This window comes from Vibrio xiamenensis (genome assembly GCF_900100015.1).
GTDB lineage: Bacteria > Pseudomonadota > Gammaproteobacteria > Enterobacterales > Vibrionaceae > Vibrio > Vibrio xiamenensis.
In genome coordinates, this window is sequence record NZ_FNDD01000016.1 from 43771 (window position 1) to 61525 (window position 17755).

The following is a 17755-nucleotide window of genomic DNA, read 5'->3' on the forward strand; positions in this document are numbered from 1 at the left end:
AATATGAAGTACGAATTGCAACTGCTCGACGATGCAGGAAACAGGCTATTCAATACTGTCAATTGGTCTGATAAAAAGCTTGATTGGGGCATTGGTGTTCGTGCGCCAGGAGAATATACGCTACGCATTTACGGACTGAGTCGCGCTGGAAAATATCATTTAATGCTCATTGAAGGTAATTAATAAAAGATATGGGAAGGTTTATCCGCTATCTACTTCAGTTATCGTTTTCCTAGCCAACCATTGCTGTCGACGCACCCGGACATGTCGTAGCTAAGATTGTGAAAGGGATTCTGCTATCTCGATTTTCACAGTACTAGATCCCCTTGCTTAGTGGTTATCCCCAAGGAGGAGTATGGAAATGTTATTTGATATCAGAGACTTCAATTTACATCAAATTGAAATATTTAGCTTAAGTCCATTCTGTCCCTTCGTGATTTATAAGTATTTTCGTCCTATCTCTAGGGTGAATCATCGATATTTGGTTTCAGTAACCGCATAAAGTGGTGGTAGGTTAGCGCTTTTATTAAGTATTACTCGTTATTACTATTAAAACCTTATTAGCTCAGTAGTTAATGCGTAAAGGCTCAGAAAAAGTTTAGAAGGGTTGGTTGATGAATTGACAAGGAACATCAGTTAAGCGGTTGGGTTTGTACAGGGCCTTGTGTTTTTGTGGTAAAATATTAACACTCACGGATATTCGAATTAGCTAATGTCAGAACATTCTTACCATCATCTGCTTCAATCGACTTTTGAGAACACTCTTCTTCACCTCTACTTCAAAGTGAATGTTGCGAGTGGGTTTGTTACAGAAGAGCGAAGGAATAAGATCATTATCGATTTCTTAAAGCCAAAAATTAAACAAGAACGATATAAGTCTATAAAAAAACAGCTCAAAACTATCTGTTTGATGAAGAATAAATTTGGCTCAATCGAAAAGCATTTGGATGATGTTTTGAGTCAATACGTAGAGATCGCGAACAAGAACGATGTTGAGAAGCTCTATTCCTTGTTGGAGTCATTCGAGTTTTCCGGATTCGAAACAAAGCTTATTGAAGAAACGCCAACTCAACAGGCTGATGTTGTATATCTCGATAGAGCCCACATTGATAATTGTTTTGATGATGAAAATCGACAGATTGCACCTATCTCACTGTTCATACATACAAATGGACTGGAAAAATTCACAACATGCTTAACAAATCAGTTTTACTTCCGATTCGAGCAATATCAAAAAAGCGAAGAGTTGAACAACTACCACTATCAGCTTCATCCAATTCGCTAATTCCAGCCATCTGAAACGCCACTATTCAGATTCAGTAGAGGTCAAATCACTGAACAAGGAAATAGGTGGAATTACACGGCTCGTTATATTCATGGAGACGTCTAGCTATATATGCCCCAGTCTCGCGGCAATATCCAGTTTGGTATCCAATCGACAAACTCACTAGGACAAAATTGCTCATTTTTATTAATGATTGCTAATATCTGTTTTGGATGAATATAAAGCACTTCACCACGACCAATACCATCGTAGTTCCAAAACTGATAACCGATTTTTAGTTTATTCCCTTCCGTGTATTCAGTGACATCAAGAGGGGCGCACTCACACGTTGCTATTTTTCCTCGTTCTTGATCACTATAGGTTATTAATAGCTTTGTTTTTGCGTGTATGGAGTGAATCATCAAATATCGATGCATTGCTAGCACTTAAGGTTTAATGGTTTACTATACGGTAAGTTAAAATGATTAATTTAACAAGAATATGTAAAGTTCGAATTCGATTGTGTCGGCTGGTAATGAGGGGGAGGCTTAATCTATGTTTCTGCGGTAGAGTTTGATAAAGCAATAGAACTTACCGAATGTTATTTAGCTCACGCATCACACCAAATGATTAATCTGACTCATGTATTACAAATACATGGTCTACACTGATAGGGTGACGTTTCGTTTCACTTGAAGGGTGGGGGTTATGAATGAGGTATTGTTTATTTACTCTATACATGCTCGCCAAAAGTTAATCGTCACGTACTTTCCAAACAACGAGCCTAAATCAGTTACATGTAAATGCGCGCCACTCGATTTTGGTCCTAAGTGGGGAGACCACTTTGTAACAGAAAATGTATTCTATCTTTGGAACTATGATTCGCTGGACGATGCCCATCAACTTTATTTATACCCCAAGCAGGTAATGTATATCGATGCTTGTTATGAGGTATTTTGTTTAAGGGAGCTTGTTACATGGAAGCCAAACTGGATATTGCCGCGTGATTGGGGCATTTACAGTTAGTGACATATCAATAGATGGCAGTTTGCTTTTAGAGATATTAAAAGGTATACGATGAAACTAAAAGGAACAGAACTCGTTAATTATCTGTTAGCATGCGGCTGGGATAGTGAGCCCGTCTGTGATGAAGATCTGTTCAGTTGTCATGTATTTTATTTGCGAGATGAGCGTAACTCAACCGTCCAATTGTTCTTGATCCCAATGTCAGAGTTTAGGGAGTTTAATTCGCACGATGAGCTAACGATGCGTATGATAAAAAGTGCACTGCTAAAGCTCATAGGAAGTGTCGAACGAATACAATGCATTTCTGGTGATATTGCGTTCAAAAAAGTTATCTGTGGGATCGTTAAATCATCGACATGCTATGAAGCCTGGATTGCATCACATACCGAGAATGAACAACTTCATGGTGTAATCAATATTGATGCCAAGAATCAAATTCGATTTTCCATCTTTAAGGGTGAAGCTTCTGTTCAAACCCCAGATTCAGTCGTGGCCCATTGTTTGATGAATCAACATTTATTCTAAAATGGCTCTAAACATCTATCTATTCTCCATGTTATGAAGAAAATGCCAAATTTATATCCAAGGGGGGAAATATAACTTCAGTGTTATTCACATCGGACAACGGTGTGGTTGCGGTATTCGATTCATAAAACCTTTGCTAAGCGAGCTAATAGTGTAAAAGTGATAAACTTTACTGCAAATGCTCGGGATGTTTTGCCTGCCGATAGCAGAACCTAAAAGATTGAACCTCTATATTCTTGTCTAAGCTTCAAATGCATATTGCATGTAAGACTGTCTCAATGCGTTCAAATACATATAGTCTAAAGAGGGTAGGTCGCTGTCACAAACAGTGCTACTCTCGATAACTAAGGCGCTGTAAATGACACCATTGACCATTAGGGGGACCACTTCACCTTGGCGAAGCCTAATAGCGCAGGAAAACTCGTGAATTTGGTCTTGAATTGACACTTTGACGTTGCAGATCATCTTGATTACCTTCCGTTCTGTTGTTGAGCAATTTAAATTGAATGCATGCATCACACATCCAGGTTCCACCGTAATTTCGGCGCAGTTAGAATTACTTAGTACTATGCAGACATTCGTTGCATTTCGCATTAAAGCGCATATATAGAGCTATACGACACAATACAGACCAATGTTACATAAACATTTGGGTTGTGCTTCGCATGATAAAAGCGATCTGCGGCGGCGATGTGTACGCAAAAATGAAGAGTTACTGAGACGAGACTAACCGCGGCTAACGCGGATGGCCCTAACGTGGCGCCAAGGCCAACCATTACAGGGATCAGGTCTTTGAGCTTCACGCCATAACTGCAATGTTTTTTTATATGCCAGAGCAGGGCTGCGCCGAGGCCACCAGCGAGTGCGCCGATGATCGACATTTTGATTTCGACAAGCCCAATCTCATAGACGGATGAAAAGAGCCCTGCCCATAGAAGCATTTGTGTTAGAGCGGTCGGGATACGTTGTCCGTCGATCGCGATGAATGCCAATGAGATGAGCAGGAAGGTGAACAGCAGAAGGGCTATTGTCGTTAATGTTGACCCGAATTGAATTGCAAGGAACAAGCTAAGGATTGACGTTAGTAGTTCTACAGCTGGGTATCGTGCGCTAATCGGTGTGTCACAATGGGCGCATTTACCTTTTAGCGCTACCCAGCTCAATAGGGGAACATTATCACGAATTCGAAGGGCCGTGTTGCATGTTGGACAGGTCGATCGAGGCGTACTTAACGTCAGTGCGCTGGTGGCGCCGCGGTTATTATCGAGCTCGTTTCGCTCGCCCGGCATTTCAGCTTTTAGTTGCCTCACGTACATGATGGGTAGCCGATAGATAATCACGTTTAGAAAACTGCCAACGATCAACCCAAAGAAACCGATGATGGCGCAAAACTGCGTATAGCTGATATTCGATAAATCCATAGCGACAACTCTTTGAAGTGGCAAGCCAGTCAGCATGACTGGCTATAGTACGGGCCGTATTGTTATTGGTACTTGATGATGTAGTTCAGTGCGCGGTTAATCGGTCTAAATTCAGCTGCCGTTGGTACCTGGAGTGACGCATCGAAGGTCAGACGACCAGTGTTAGAAGCATCCGCTTTTGATGGTGTGTTCGCGGCTTGACAGCAATTACTCTTAGTGAACACGCCAGTCGTATTCCCTCGAACACTGAATGTTTCCGCCAAATACGTCACGGTACCTGTAATGTTTCTCATAGCGTCAGTTTGAGCTGCTTTTAAAGCGCCACTGTTACCGCCATACCCGCGAACGAAGTAGCCGCGCATATCCGGTACCGTGCTCCCAATAACACTCTTCAATTGTGGATAGCTGTTAGTGGATTGGCCTTGCATGATGATCCAACCACTTGGCGGTGTATTGGTTGCCCAGAGCATGATGGTGCCGACCGCGACATTATCACCGCCAGTTCCAGAAAAACTGGCGGCTTCCGTTACAGATGAATTTGGAACACTTGTTGAGTCAACCGCGCCGGCGGTTGCTGTGCTGGTGTAGGAGAAAAGAAGTACTAATAAGGTAGCAAAGTACTTATTGAGTAAACGTCTCATGATATGCCTTATAGATAGTTGTTTGAGAGCTTACTATCTAAAGTATTTATGGAAGGAAACCTACGGTGAGCTCGACTGTTAGTGAGGCGATCAGTTCAGTTGGTTGTACCTATTTTAATAAGGTGTACAGAGGAAGTAGGTGTGTGCCAAAACGCTCTGGCAGAGTGACTTTTGTTTTGTGCCGATCGCGAACGTTAGATAAGGTAAAGCTGTCTTTCATAACTAACTCAATTAACAGCCTAAATTCGTATTTTAGCCAGCATTTTCCGTGCTGGCTTTTTTTATCTGGTTTAGTTGAACAGCAGTGACAAAAAAAGCGCCATAGAGCGCCTTTCTGTGTCCGAATAAACTCAGTCAGCGACTTCACATATCGCAATGTCAGCATCAATTTTTTCAATGTATTGCCTATGCAGGCTTCTATTTCGTTTAATTGAGCGAGAGATACATCTGCGCAATTCCCCTCTAAAGCAACCCCAAAAATCCTCAATACATCGTCATCGGATAAATCTTTGAGCTCAATTTCCATTAAGAGTTCTTCATCGTCTTTACTGTAAAAATTCAATTCATACATCGCTATTTCTCCACTTTCCTCTTCGGATCTTTAGGTTTAGTGAAAAGTCGAAATAACAGGTTAACAAGACCGACCATGGCCGAATCATATTCATGCAAAGATAAGATTTGGTCTCACCTGTTAGTGGTTTTCGGAAAGACAACGGGGAGCAAGCACGCTCCCCATTAATTTTTGTCGTCAGACAACAGTTTAAAAGTCTCTGTTATTTGAAAAGAGAGTTAGCTCTTAAAGCAAGGTAAACCTTGCGATAAGCGCCATTCTTTAACGATTCTAACAATATTCTCTGGCGTTCCATCTTCTGGTTTATCAGGGTAATAAATTAGATCTGAGCCGTCTGGATGCTGTGTTATATCACAGAAGTGCATTACAAGATCATTGTGCTCTTTTTCGCTGGAAACATTAACTTTGCATATATCTACTACGAGTTTCAAAAAGTCTACTTCTGTATATTCTGTTATTGTTGATTTCATTTTAACTCTCTGATTTTGAATGAATACGAATATGATTTCTAGGTGTCGTTATGCCCATGTTATCTAGCTCATACACCCCACCACCGTGTTGAATCTCTTTCTTATGGTGTATTTCATATTTTTGCCGTCCTCCAACTTGATCTTTGAATCTAGTGAACGGGGCACATCCTTTACGCATTAGTTCTTGATTACTCGGTGAAAATTGGGACGCTAACTCTGAATCACTAATCGCTTTCCAAAAGGCTTCCCTAAATTCATTAAAACTACTAAATTCTTTACCCCTGAGCTTATTTGCAACCTCCGACGGAACTGGTGAGCCTAACCCTTTACTGGCTTCCTCTAACCAAATCCCCGTAACATCTTCACCATTACCCGTTACTACTCCAGATTCATCACGTGCTGTTTTCCTGAATACAACATAGAGAGGCGGCAAGCCAGAATCTGCCGGGAAGGTGAAGATATACTCGGCTAGATCTACCTCGGGATAGAGAACTGTGCCTATCTCTTGTTCATGATCTTCAATTGGGCGAACCCAAATATTGTGAACATCAAGCTGATCATTCTCGGGTAATATGGTATCGGGTTTAAGCACATCCGTTGAGCCATCGGGCGTCCATAGAATGGTAATGCCGTTTTCCAGTTCCGCAACAAAGTTTTGTCCTTGTTGCACCGCCTCGCGCTTCGTAACTCGCTCACCATAGGCGCTTCCATCACCTGTTTTGATGCCTACTACTTGCTGCTTACCGTTTTCATCCGTGTACATATTGAAACGTACGCGCATAGTCACGATATCAGGATTTCCTTCTAAAGTGCCATCAGCAAGTTGCGAAGGCCATAAGGCCGCTAATAAAAAGCCGCCCATTCGGGCAAAGCCTGCTATGGCGTCTCCTGAAATCGACCAAGTCCCCATGGTGTTGCTTGTACTGGTACTGATAATCCCAAGGTTCGTTGCCGCGCCATTTGCAGGGATGGCAAGTATTGCTGCATTGCCATAATCCGTTGCTTTAGAAGCTTTGATGAGTGTGGTTAAATTTGTTACAGGTAATTCTGTTGCAAAAAGGCTATCGCTGTTTATCGCTTTAACCTGGGTACCCGAGATCAGCGAGTCAGTGTAATCATAATGCGTATTCGCAAGGCAGCTATAGGTATCAGGAGAGAGCGGAGGTAAAGCAGTCGTTTTTTCTGGAGTGCTCTTGGTTTGCTCGACGGCCTTGACGGTCAGCGTATCACCGACTTTCAATGACATTGGATCGGCATTGTATTGCGGATTCAAATCAAGCAACTGTTTCGCCGACAAACCATATTGCGCGGCGATGTCTCCCCATGATTCCCGTTGCTTAGTGTTTGAGTTCGTCACAACGGTATGTGTTTCTGGTTTGCTGTCAGCTGTGGCCGTTTTCGCTGGCTGTGTGGTGTTCCTTTCTGCGACAGGTTGTTTTGGCGCGGCAAGTAACTCATTGATATCAAGTTTGATGCCATGCTGCGTCAGCCAATCATCATTAAGGCTGTCCAGTTCTTCTCGCGTAATGGGCTGTGCCAGATAGATCAGATATTGGTTATCAACCTCTTTACCCGCAAGCTTCCAGTATACCAGAATGGCACTCTGATGGACGTTGTATCCTTGTTCATCATCAAGCTGTTCGTGCGTGGAACGTGTCGCGTAGAATGCCCACTTGCCATTGCCAAGTAGTTTGTACTCTTGAACTAAACGGCCATCGTAGAAATGGTAATAATACCCCTCCGTTGGCAACCCTAAACGCTCACCAAGTTGAACTGAAGGTACAACGGGGATAAATGCCTCTTGCACCACTCCAGAGTCAATCGGATTTACACTCACGTTATCAGCAACGCTAATACCCAAAGAATCTGAGGCGACTTTTGCGACTAACGTTTTGGGCTCATCAAAGGCGGTAAGAGCGGTATATTTTGTGCCGTGTTCGGTTGGCTCAGTGTCCCAGCGGCCAATTGAAGCCTCTTGTTTGGTTTTCGCCAGTTCAAACGCACACCCCACGCTTTTTCTAAACGCGTCATCAGAGCATGCGACTTCAAAGGAGTACTCATATTGCAATGCTGGTGGATCATCTGCGGTATTTACTCGCTCCCCACGGTCTGGTGCAACATAGTCTTCTTCAATTTTCGATGCATAACCTGCTGAACTTCGAGCTGAGGTAGCCCCCAATTTGGATTGATAGGCTTTCTTTGCTTCAGGCGAGAACGCGCCTTGTCCTTCAGGTGAAAAGCGCCATGAACTCATCATTCCATCTTTGAGCATCGCAGGTTTAGAGGGAGAATCGGTTAACAGAGCTAACTCTCCACTTTTCAGCTTCTCCATAAAACTGGAATAGCTCATTCCTTGGGGAAGTACGGAGCCTAACGTACTTTCATCCAGTCTTTTAAAATCACCTTCGACTTGGCCAAACTCATATGTCATGAGTTCGGTTAGCCGTACTACTCGATAACCCACAGTCAAATCCATCTGATTATTTTGGTTCATATGATAGCAAACGCCTATAGTGTATTTTCACTAAATCTCTAGGTAAATTAACTATTTAAACGATATGAAGGGCGGTTTGAAGGCAGTCATTGAGTACTATAAATGCTTAGGGTTGAGTGTGGTAAACCAAGGTTTTTTTACGCTAGATGGGTTTATTTGGGAATAGGGGTACAACATTTCCAGCGACATCATTACTTTCTTGTGGGCGCGGCCACATCCCTGGATTGGTGAACGTTGGTTTAATTCAAGTTATACCTAGTCACAATGAAAAGAAGGCCAACCACACGGCTGACCTTCATAGTTTCCATTCTGGCATTTACTGATATTTGATGATGAAGTTAAATGCGCGGTTTAACGGCCTATTTTCATTAGCCGTAGGCACGACATTTGACGCGTCAAAGGTTAATTTCCCGGTGTTTGACGTGTCTGTTGTTTTTGGGGTGTTGGCATTGGAGTATCCGGTCTGCTTAGTAAAGGCGCCAGATACAACCCCTCTAAAATTGTATGTCTCAGCAACGTAGGTGATTGTGCCAGTCAGGTTACGGATCGCATCGCTTTGAGCGGTTTTCACCGTACTGTTTGTGCCGCCCGTTCCACGCGGGAAATAGCCGCGCATATCGGGAATCCAAGTACCAATGACCTTTGAAAGGAGAGGGTAAGTCGTATTAATACCGGTTTGGCCTGTCATTCTAACCCAACCGGCAGGGATGGTGTTCGATGGCCACATAACGATCGAGCCAATCGGTAGACCTTCACCAAGGGAACCCGAAAAACTCGCTGCTTCCGTAACGGAAGAGTTCGGTACAGACGTTGAATCGACCGTGCTGGCTATGGCGGGATTGCCAAATGACATTACCGCGATAAAAAGAGTGGCCAGATACTTATTTAGATAGCGTCTCATGCCTTGCCTTATAAATAGTTTGAGAGAGCTTACTATCTAAGGCAATTACCACTGAATGAACATATTCAGCTGTTAAGTCAGTGAGGCGGTTTAGTTCGCAAGCTGTACACATAGGCTTCATGGGTACGCCTGCTGGTGGTTATAGAACAAAATGAAGAGGCAGAATCACAATTAAATTGTTGATATCAAAAGGGCTAGTTAAAGTGACCCTGCGTTTGTATTATTAGACTCCTATTTTGATACGGCCTCAAAAAACCTTGAGCATATTGCCACCAGCCTTTGGACAGAGGCTGGTTTTTTTTGTCTAACACAAGGTGACGCCGTCACTTAATGGTTGGCACCATTCAGATTTAGGCCTCTTGTAGCTGACGAATAAAGAATCAAACTTGTTGTAACTCATCTCTGAGTTACAAAGTGCCAACTGTGAGGGTTCTGGACATAAATGTGTCAGCGACATTATTAATTTTGAAAATCATTAATTAGTTTAAGTATCCTGTTACTTGGTATTCTTATCTGAAACACCCATAAATCTTCTGAATTTACATGACCAAAAAATGCCAACCAGAGCGGTTGGCATTTTTTCTTTTGATAAAATTAGTTAATTATCGGTTGCGTTGGGGCAACTTCTAAATCAACGTTCTTAATTTGGCCATTAAACTTGAACGGTGCTTTTTCAGTGTATGCAGGCATAACAGGCGCACCTAAATCGACACCAATATCCAGAGTTTCTGTTGCAGAGAATCGCGATGGAACCGCGTGTTCAACTTTACCAGAACCCACTTTCTTATCATTGATGTACAGTTCGACTGTGCCGCCATTAAAGTCTTTCAGGAAGCGGAAGGGCTCTTGTTTGTAAACGGCAGAAAGTTTTACATCGCCATCAGGGATCGAAGAGCTAGACTCGATGGTGTAGTAACCTTTACCAAAGAAGTTATAGCCGTACACTAGCTTGCCGTTGTCAGTATAGAATGACAAACCGGCAGAGCTACCGCCCATAGCCAATAATACACCATCCGCTTTCTGACCTTTTGCCACATTTACATAAGCGTCAATACGGTGATTGCGTTGGTATACATCCGGAGCAGAACCTTCAGGGATACGATTTGCACTCGCTGTATAGCTGAACTTCGTTTTACCCTTAGTCAAAGAAGGGCGTTCAGGGTTAGACACACGTTCTGCGAATCGGTCATCCAAAGGATACACTTCATTAATTTCAGCTTGATGGTCGAACTCTTTGATCATCTGTTTCAACTTGTTAGGCATCTGTTTCGCTAAGTCATCCGCCTCAGAGAAGTCTTGCGCGACGTTGTAAAGCTCCCAGGTCGAGTTTTTAAATCCTACGGAACCACTTAGCTGCCAAGGCACACCGTGGAATGATGCAGCAATCCAACCATCTTTATAGATAGCGCGGTGACCACCGGTTTCAAAATACTGAATCGTACGGTGAGACTTCGCGTTAGGCTGATTGAACGAATAAACCATGCTGGTACCAGCCATTGGTTTTTGCTCTACACCATTTACTGATTTTGGCGCTGGGATTTTTGCAGCTTCAAGAATTGTTGGCGTAATGTCCACAACATGGTGGAACTGACTTTGAATCGCGCCAGTGTTCTTGATTTTCGCAGGCCAAGAAACGATTAAACCGTTACGTGTACCACCGAAATGAGAAGGTACGCGTTTCATCCATTGGAAAGGTGTTGAACCAGCCCATGCCCACCCCACAGGGTAGTGGTTTTCATGCTTCTCGTTACCCAGTTCATCAATATATTTAAGCTGAGATTCAACAGTATCTGGCACACCATTTTGTGTCATCACGTTGTTAGTTGTACCCGTTGGCGTACCTTCAGCACTCGCACCGTTGTCGCCCACAATGTACATAATCATGGTGTTATCAGCATCTGGCATACTTTCAATTTTGTCGATCAAGCGACCAACTTCATAATCAGTGTATGCAAGGAAACCTGCGAACACTTCCATATGGCGAGCATAAAGTCGTTTCTGATCTGCACTCAAGCTATCCCATGACTCGATCTCTTTTGGTCGTGGTGTTAGCTTAGTGTCTTTAGGGATGATTCCCATTTTTTTCTGTCGAGCAAATACCTCTTCACGATATTTATCCCAGCCCATATCAAACTTGCCTTTGAACTTCGCTATCCACTCTTTAGGCGCGTGTAATGGAGCATGAACTGCACCCGGAGCGAAATAAGTGAAATAAGGTTTGTCTGGGTTGATCGATTTCTGTTGGTCAATCCAGTAAATCGCGTTATCGACTAAATCTTCATTCAACTGATAGCCATCAGAAGGTTTCCTTGTTAACTCTACTGGCGTTGTATCGTTAAATAGTTGAGGCTCCCACTGACTAGTCTCACCGCCATGAAAACCATAGAAGTGCTGGAATCCCAAACCCGTTGGCCACTGCTCAAATGGACCTGCGGGTGAAGTTTCCCAGTCAGGCGTGTTGTGCCACTTACCGTATGCACTGGTACTATAGCCATTGTCTTTTAAAACTTCTGCAATGCTGGCTACTGACTTAGGCCAAATTGTACTGTATGCAGGGAAACCTGTTGAAAGCTCGGTGATGGTTCCGAAGCCGACTTGGTGATGGTTACGTCCCGTCAGCAACGCAGCACGAGTTGGAGAACTGATCCCCGTAGTGTGGAAGTTGTTATAGGTCACACCGCGTGCAGCTAATTTGTCGATGTTAGGTGTTGGAATTAAGCCACCAAAACGTCCGGCCTGTCCAAAACCTAAATCATCCAACATGATGACCACTACGTTCGGCGCACCTTCCGGTGCTTTGATCGGTTGAGGGTAATCAGACTTAGATTGATCGTACGTTTTGCCTATCTTGCCGTTAAACTCAGCGGCTTGCTGAATAGGTAAGACGGTTCTATCGATAGTATGTGCAGGCGCAGCGTAGCTTGCTGATGAAATCAACAAACTCGTTATCGCCACTATCGGTTTTATTTTTGTTTTCATTAAGTTTCCTTAAGCACTTAGACGTTGTTGAAGAGAAACCTGGCTATTCACTACTTTGGCGTAGAATTTTTTTAGACCAGGGCATAGATAATTGAGTCCAGATTCTCCTTGCGCTGTCTTGGTAAAACGGTTTTTGGGGCATTCACCAAAACACAAAGAGAGGAAAAAGCACTGGCGACAATCCGAAGGCAAATCCGATGTTTTCGATTTGCCAAAAGCTTGCTGTTTGTTTGAAAACACAAGATCCCCCATATGCGTTTCAGCGATGTTGCCGAGCTTATATTCGGGATAAACAAAATGGTCACAGGAGTAGACGTCACCATTGTGTTCAATGGCTACCGCCTTTCCACAGAACTCAGCCGACACACATTTCTGTGCACCAAAGCCGAACATTTGTGAGATAACGTTCTCGAATTGATCAACGAAAACCTGACCGAAATCCTTCTTCAACCATTCATCCCACACGGCAGTCAGAAAGGTTCCCCATTGCGTAGCACCTACTGACCAATGCGTCAGATAAGTGTCTTTTTCCTGAGGAGAAAGGTTTTTATTCCCAATCTGGATGAGTTCTTGAGTTCGCCACTTATTTGGTGCGTTACTGGTGAAGTCTTTGGGTTCAACACAAGGAATAAACTGAATGACCTGCGGTTGAACTTCGTCTCGCAGAAAGCGGTAAACCTCAAGAGGAAAGGCACCATTGTCTTGGTTTACGACACACAAGGCATTAAAAGTGATTTGGTATTTTTTCAGTAACGCAATGGCTTCCATTACCTTATCAAACGATGATTTCCCAGCTCTGTTAACACGGTGAATATCGTGAAGGTGTTTTGGCCCATCAACAGAAATTCCGACTAAAAACTGATGTTGTTTCAGGAACTGGCACCAATTGTCGTTGAGCAAAATACCGTTAGTTTGCAGATCGTTTTGGATGGTTTGGTCTGGCTTTTTAAATCGGTTTTGTAGCGCTATGACTTTTTCAAAGAAGGGTAAGCCCATTAACGTAGGTTCTCCTCCTTGCCAAGTAAAGACCACCTCATCGCCCGTTTGCGCTTCAATATACTGCTTAATGTATAGTGCGAGTGTTTCATCACTCATACCGGCATGTGGCGGTTGCTCTAAGAGAGACTCTTTATGCAGATAAAAGCAGTAACTACAATCTAAATTACAGCGTGACGCTGAAGGCTTAGAAACAGCATGAAATCGATAAATATCATCAGTCAATTTTGGCAACTGTAAATTTGGGGATTCGATATCAAACAGAATCGGTTTTTTCATTGCGATTGCACTTCTTGGTAGCTTATAAGTGTAGAAACAGTATAAAGTATGACATTCACTCACGTTAGTAATACCAAGTGTGACAAAATGGAAAGCACGGTTAACCTAAATTTAATTAATTTACTGATTTTACTCAAAAAAAATAAAACCATGCGGATGGTGGCAAAAATATTGGGTAAGTCTGAAAGTGCTGTAAGCAAAGATTTATCTAAATTGCGTAAAGATTTTAACGATGTTCTCTTTATTAAAACTCAAAATGGCTATGAGCCGTCTCATTATCTAAACCAAATATTTCCGGAACTTGAAGCTGCCTATTTGCAACTTACGAGAGTGGTAAATAAACCGCTTGAGTTTGACCCTGATCATTATGATGAGTTGATCACAATTGCTATTGCTGATGCAGAATACGATTTATTACTGGATGCGTTGTACCCAAAACTTGTCAAATATTTTCCACAAGCCAAATTTAATTTTGTTAGTTGGAATAGCAGTTGTTTGCATCAAATCTTAGACGGTAAAATTCAATGTGGTATCCACCTCTGGAATGAGCATGTATCTCAAGATATTTATCAAAAGACGATAAAAACCGACCAGATTGTAGCGGCGATGCACCGAGATTACGGCGTAACAGATTGGCAGACCTTAAAAGATATGCCGTTTGTATTTATTGATGTACCAGGCTGGAACGAATTTAACTATCGATTTGAGCAAATCCTGCCAGCAGAGCATCGTGGTGAAGTGCAGTATAAAATTCGCGTCGATAAAATGAAGTCAGCATTGAGGGTTGCAACACATTCACAAATTGCGGTGCAGTTCCCAACTCGCTATTTGAGCGAAGAGTTTACCGTTATTGCTTATCCGAATGATGTTAAGTTTAATATTGCCTACACGTTTTATTGTGCACAAACCGAAAGATCGAGTCCGCTTATAAAATTGATTCATCAATTAATTAAAGAGTGTTATCAGGTTATTTAGCTAAAAAGAATTTGGCGCAGATATAACCTGACAGGCACCGAGTCAAAAATGGGTAACAGAAAGATCTGGCCTGAATTTGTGCACATTATATCCGTTGCTTTCACCCACAAGATGGCAAAAATCCTCCAATAGCACACATTCAGCGCTCTATTCCTCAATATCTCAAGCATAGCGAACAAATCGGAGAGGAATAATGTCATTCACTTTCATTCATTACTTTTTGTATATAAAAACTAGTAAATTATCCGGATTACAATTCGCACCCTAGCTCATTTTGGGGCAATTTTGAGCTATACGCAGGAAGATATGAGTTGGATCTCGGTTGAATACATACCAAAAACGAAAATGGTATTCAAATAAGATTAGCTCTGTGACACATGATTTTTAAGGGTATTAAGACAATTTGTAGGGTCATACAGTATTTTAAAGCCCTCACTGACAACCTTTAATGTACCAGTATCAACTGGAATATAGGCCCAACTTAAAGAACTGAAATTGAACTCTAATTCCCAACCATCTCTGTAAAAAACTCGTACAGTATCTACCACACCCCATTTTTCTTGGGCTAAATGAACTATCTCTCCAAAGTTTTTTGCCCATTCTGTATTTTCAATGAAACGCATTTGCACTGATGTAAATATGCATATATCAACATCTGAATCTACCTTGTATTGCCCATTTGCATAGGAACCAACAATTGCGACACCTTCTATTTGGGAATGTTCATCCCCCCAAGTAGTGAGCTGTTTAGTTATTTCCGTGAAGTTCAAGTTCCATACCCCATACTTTCCAAAACAAATTCACTGCTTATAAAAAAGATAAACTGAAACATTACTAGAATTTAGTTAATTTGAGGCTATCGCACCTCACACTCTTTAAGCAACTAGCTACGCTTTGGGGCAGATTCGATTTTAATTCTTCATTTGATGGGCTTTAAGTCGTTCGCTTAACTCCCATAAAGCGATTCGATTTAAATCATACTTGAGAAGTTCGCTCGCCTCAGTTGCCTTACACCAACGGAATTCAGTATGTTCCGAAGATAACTGTGGCTCCCCCGAAACCTGCACTGAGAATGAGTATTCTGGTATCACATAAGGGTGATCGCTCCATTTTTCATGACAAGAATAAAACATTCTAGGTAACATGCACATAGAATCAAGTTGAACCCAGTCACTACCTGTTAACGACGTCTCTTCATACAATTCTCTTTTTGCGGCATCGCACAAAGACTCTTAATCTTCTCCACCACCAGAAATTGCCTGCCATTCACCATTGTCTGTACGGCAAGCAATCAAGAAGATAGGGTATGAAATTTTAAATTTATATGGAAATATCAGAACCTGAAATGGTGCTCTCACTGTGTTGATTCCACTGTTGTTGCAAATCAATAGATACTACAACCATTAGGAAAAGTTAGGCAATTCTCAGATTACATTATTCTCGGTTTTATTGCGCAAACGCGGAAAGGGGCAGAAATCATTCAGAGCAGAATTCTGGATTGTGTTTTTCCCAAAACAGCCCCTATTGTCCCCAGAATCTAAATCAAACTAAACCGTTCACTTCCTACTCTATTGCTGCCGAAGACGTCAGCACTTCCAAGATGAATTTGACACGATCATTGTCCAGTAAGCAGATAGCCAAACAAGTAGTGTATTTTATTATCGATACACTTACCTCTCATATGTATCGAAAAACAGATACAAAAAAGTTTATAATGTATTTAAAATAAGATACAATTGGTTTTGTAGTGTATTCAATTAGAGATACAAGGCTATGAAAAAATCCGGTGTCTATGCCGTTGCACTTAAGCAAGTCAAAGCAAAAATCAGCGATTTACTCGATTTATCTGTGCCTAAACCGCCGAAAAATGGTTGGGTGCGCAGTATCCGTGAGGCCTTGGGGATGTCGGGCGCGCAATTAGGTGAACGTCTTAATCTCTCTCGTAATCAAGTTTCCATATTGGAGCGTAAAGAAGCCGATGAAACCATCACACTCAAACAACTTAAACAGCTGGCGAGCGGGCTCGATGCCGAACTGGTTTATGCGATTGTTCCGCGTCAGTCGATTGATGACATGATAGAAGCGCGCGCAATGGAGTTGGCCAAGCAGCGTTTGGCCATGAGCCACCAATCGATGTTTTTAGAAGCGCAGCAGTTAACCTCAGAGCAACAACAGCAAGCGCTGGTTCAATTAGCCAATGAGATTAAAACGGGCAGCAACCGAGATTTGTGGAAAGTCAGCTTGCAGGAGAAATACCAATGAGTCTGTTTGTTGAACCAGAGGGCGCAACCGAACTAAATGCCGATGATGTTGCCGGGCTGAAGTTTGATCACATCACGACTCGCGAAGAGCTTAATGAGCTTGAAAATGCCAACATACTGCAAGGGTTGAGTTGGTTAGCCTCGACGCCTAAAACCAGCATGGATGACATTCTTTCCATGGCGTTTGTGGAAGAGTTGCATCAACGTTTGTTTGGTGATGTGTGGGAATGGGCCGGCAGCTACCGTCACCGAGAGTTGAACATTGGTGTCGATCCGCTGAATATCCGGCCAGATTTACACAACTTACTGGAAGACATCAAGTGCTGGATTGAGTTTGAACACTATGACAGCCTCGAACTCTCGGCCCGGATACAGCACAGGTTAGTTAAAATTCACCCTTTTCCTAACGGCAACGGACGTCACTCGCGCATGATGACGGACTACATACGAATGGTACTACTCAAACAAAAGCCTTTAGTTTGGTCCAATACAGATTTGGATAAACAAAGCCAAGAGCGGGGTGAGTACATTGCGAGCTTACGCCAAGCTGATGCCGGCGATTATGCGCCTTTAATTCAATATCTTCAGGCGAAAGGGAATGCGACTTAAACCAAGCGTTAAGAGCTAAATATACAATTACAGTGTGGATAGTCAAAAGAGGCTGGAACGTCAGCCTCTTTTCTTTGTAGAGAGAGCAAGCTCACCAAAACAACCCCCATTGTCCCCAGAAATGGAGTACACCACAACGGCAATTCTGATTAACTTTTGGACAAAGGCGTGTTTGATATAGTCAGTTCACATCACCTCTACTAAATGAACTAAAAAGAGGAGAATGACGGTAAGTGATCAGACTCTATTGGTATCGTTAAACTATATTGTCTTCCGACACTAGTGACCCAAGAGGCCATTATAAAGCAACTAAAAACGAGTCCCACACGGTAAGATTTACCAT

At 42.5% G+C, this 17755-nt stretch carries 16 protein-coding genes and 1 pseudogene; 6 read left to right on the plus strand and 11 right to left on the minus strand.

Annotated elements, in window-relative coordinates:
• Together BLS03_RS13755 and BLS03_RS13760 are read left to right on the plus strand one after the other, a co-directional pair.
• Positions 1-183 (plus strand): hypothetical protein (locus BLS03_RS13755; RefSeq protein WP_218122007.1); only part of this gene is annotated, 183 nt, incomplete at its 5' end.
• Positions 184-712: 529 nt separating this feature from the next.
• Positions 713-1285: a DUF2913 family protein gene (locus BLS03_RS13760; protein WP_093274974.1), complete on the plus strand. Its 573-nt coding sequence runs from the start codon at positions 713-715 to the stop codon at positions 1283-1285.
• Between the two features lie 101 nt (positions 1286-1386).
• Here the strand turns inward: BLS03_RS13760 and BLS03_RS13765 are convergent, their stop codons facing one another.
• Positions 1387-1701 carry a hypothetical protein gene (locus tag BLS03_RS13765; protein ID WP_143015630.1) on the minus strand — a complete coding sequence of 105 codons (315 nt, stop codon included), beginning with the start codon at positions 1699-1701 and terminating at the stop codon, positions 1387-1389.
• Between the two features lie 640 nt (positions 1702-2341).
• Here BLS03_RS13765 and BLS03_RS13775 point away from each other — a divergent pair.
• On the plus strand, positions 2342-2815 hold the full coding sequence (locus tag BLS03_RS13775; RefSeq protein ID WP_093274980.1) for a hypothetical protein: 474 nt from the start codon (positions 2342-2344) through the stop codon (positions 2813-2815).
• 593 nt (positions 2816-3408) lie between these two features.
• On the opposite strand, the gene BLS03_RS13785 is transcribed toward BLS03_RS13775, so the two are convergent.
• From BLS03_RS13785 to BLS03_RS13820, 8 genes are all read right to left on the minus strand, one after another.
• Entirely contained in the window at positions 3409-4236 is an 828-nt protein-coding gene (locus tag BLS03_RS13785; RefSeq protein ID WP_176765594.1) for a prepilin peptidase, read from the minus strand.
• A 62-nt stretch (positions 4237-4298) separates the two neighbouring features.
• Positions 4299-4877, minus strand: a complete 579-nt coding sequence (locus BLS03_RS13790) for a phage tail protein (RefSeq protein WP_093274988.1) — start codon at positions 4875-4877, stop codon at positions 4299-4301.
• Positions 4878-4986: 109 nt separating this feature from the next.
• A complete protein-coding gene (locus tag BLS03_RS25910) occupies positions 4987-5448 on the minus strand; it encodes a DUF7683 domain-containing protein (protein ID WP_245696689.1) in 462 nt (153 codons plus the stop codon).
• Positions 5449-5666: 218 nt separating this feature from the next.
• A complete protein-coding gene (locus BLS03_RS13800) occupies positions 5667-5918 on the minus strand; it encodes a bacteriocin immunity protein (protein WP_093274990.1) in 252 nt (83 codons plus the stop codon).
• A 1-nt stretch (position 5919) separates the two neighbouring features.
• Positions 5920-8394 carry a T6SS effector antibacterial DNase gene (locus BLS03_RS13805; protein ID WP_093275180.1) on the minus strand — a complete coding sequence of 825 codons (2475 nt, stop codon included), beginning with the start codon at positions 8392-8394 and terminating at the stop codon, positions 5920-5922.
• Between the two features lie 334 nt (positions 8395-8728).
• Positions 8729-9313 carry a phage tail protein gene (locus BLS03_RS13810; RefSeq protein WP_093274991.1) on the minus strand — a complete coding sequence of 195 codons (585 nt, stop codon included), beginning with the start codon at positions 9311-9313 and terminating at the stop codon, positions 8729-8731.
• 594 nt (positions 9314-9907) lie between these two features.
• Positions 9908-12292, minus strand: a complete 2385-nt coding sequence (locus BLS03_RS13815) for an arylsulfatase (protein WP_093274994.1) — start codon at positions 12290-12292, stop codon at positions 9908-9910.
• A 9-nt stretch (positions 12293-12301) separates the two neighbouring features.
• A complete protein-coding gene (locus BLS03_RS13820; RefSeq protein WP_093274996.1) occupies positions 12302-13567 on the minus strand; it encodes an anaerobic sulfatase maturase in 1266 nt (421 codons plus the stop codon).
• Positions 13568-13654: 87 nt separating this feature from the next.
• Here BLS03_RS13820 and BLS03_RS13825 point away from each other — a divergent pair, with 87 nt between their 5' ends.
• Positions 13655-14542, plus strand: a complete 888-nt coding sequence (locus BLS03_RS13825; RefSeq protein WP_093274998.1) for a LysR family transcriptional regulator — start codon at positions 13655-13657, stop codon at positions 14540-14542.
• Positions 14543-14904: 362 nt separating this feature from the next.
• Here BLS03_RS13825 and BLS03_RS13835 read toward each other — a convergent pair whose 3' ends face one another.
• Together BLS03_RS13835 and BLS03_RS13840 are read right to left on the minus strand one after the other, a co-directional pair.
• Complete coding sequence (locus BLS03_RS13835; protein WP_176765595.1) at positions 14905-15312, minus strand: nucleotidyltransferase domain-containing protein; 408 nt, start codon at positions 15310-15312, stop codon at positions 14905-14907.
• Between the two features lie 141 nt (positions 15313-15453).
• Positions 15454-15900: pseudogene (locus BLS03_RS13840) on the minus strand (NUDIX hydrolase).
• Between the two features lie 415 nt (positions 15901-16315).
• On the opposite strand from BLS03_RS13840, the gene BLS03_RS13845 reads away from it, so the two are divergent.
• Both BLS03_RS13845 and BLS03_RS13850 read left to right on the plus strand, forming a co-directional pair.
• Positions 16316-16804, plus strand: coding sequence for a mobile mystery protein A (locus BLS03_RS13845; RefSeq protein WP_093275007.1), 489 nt, complete (start codon positions 16316-16318; stop codon positions 16802-16804).
• The gene (locus BLS03_RS13850) at positions 16801-17412 is read left to right on the plus strand and encodes a mobile mystery protein B (protein ID WP_093275009.1); all 612 of its coding nucleotides are present in this window, start codon (positions 16801-16803) and stop codon (positions 17410-17412) included. The genes BLS03_RS13845 and BLS03_RS13850 overlap by 4 nt, the downstream gene beginning before the upstream one ends.
• Positions 17413-17755: the final 343 nt, after the last annotated feature.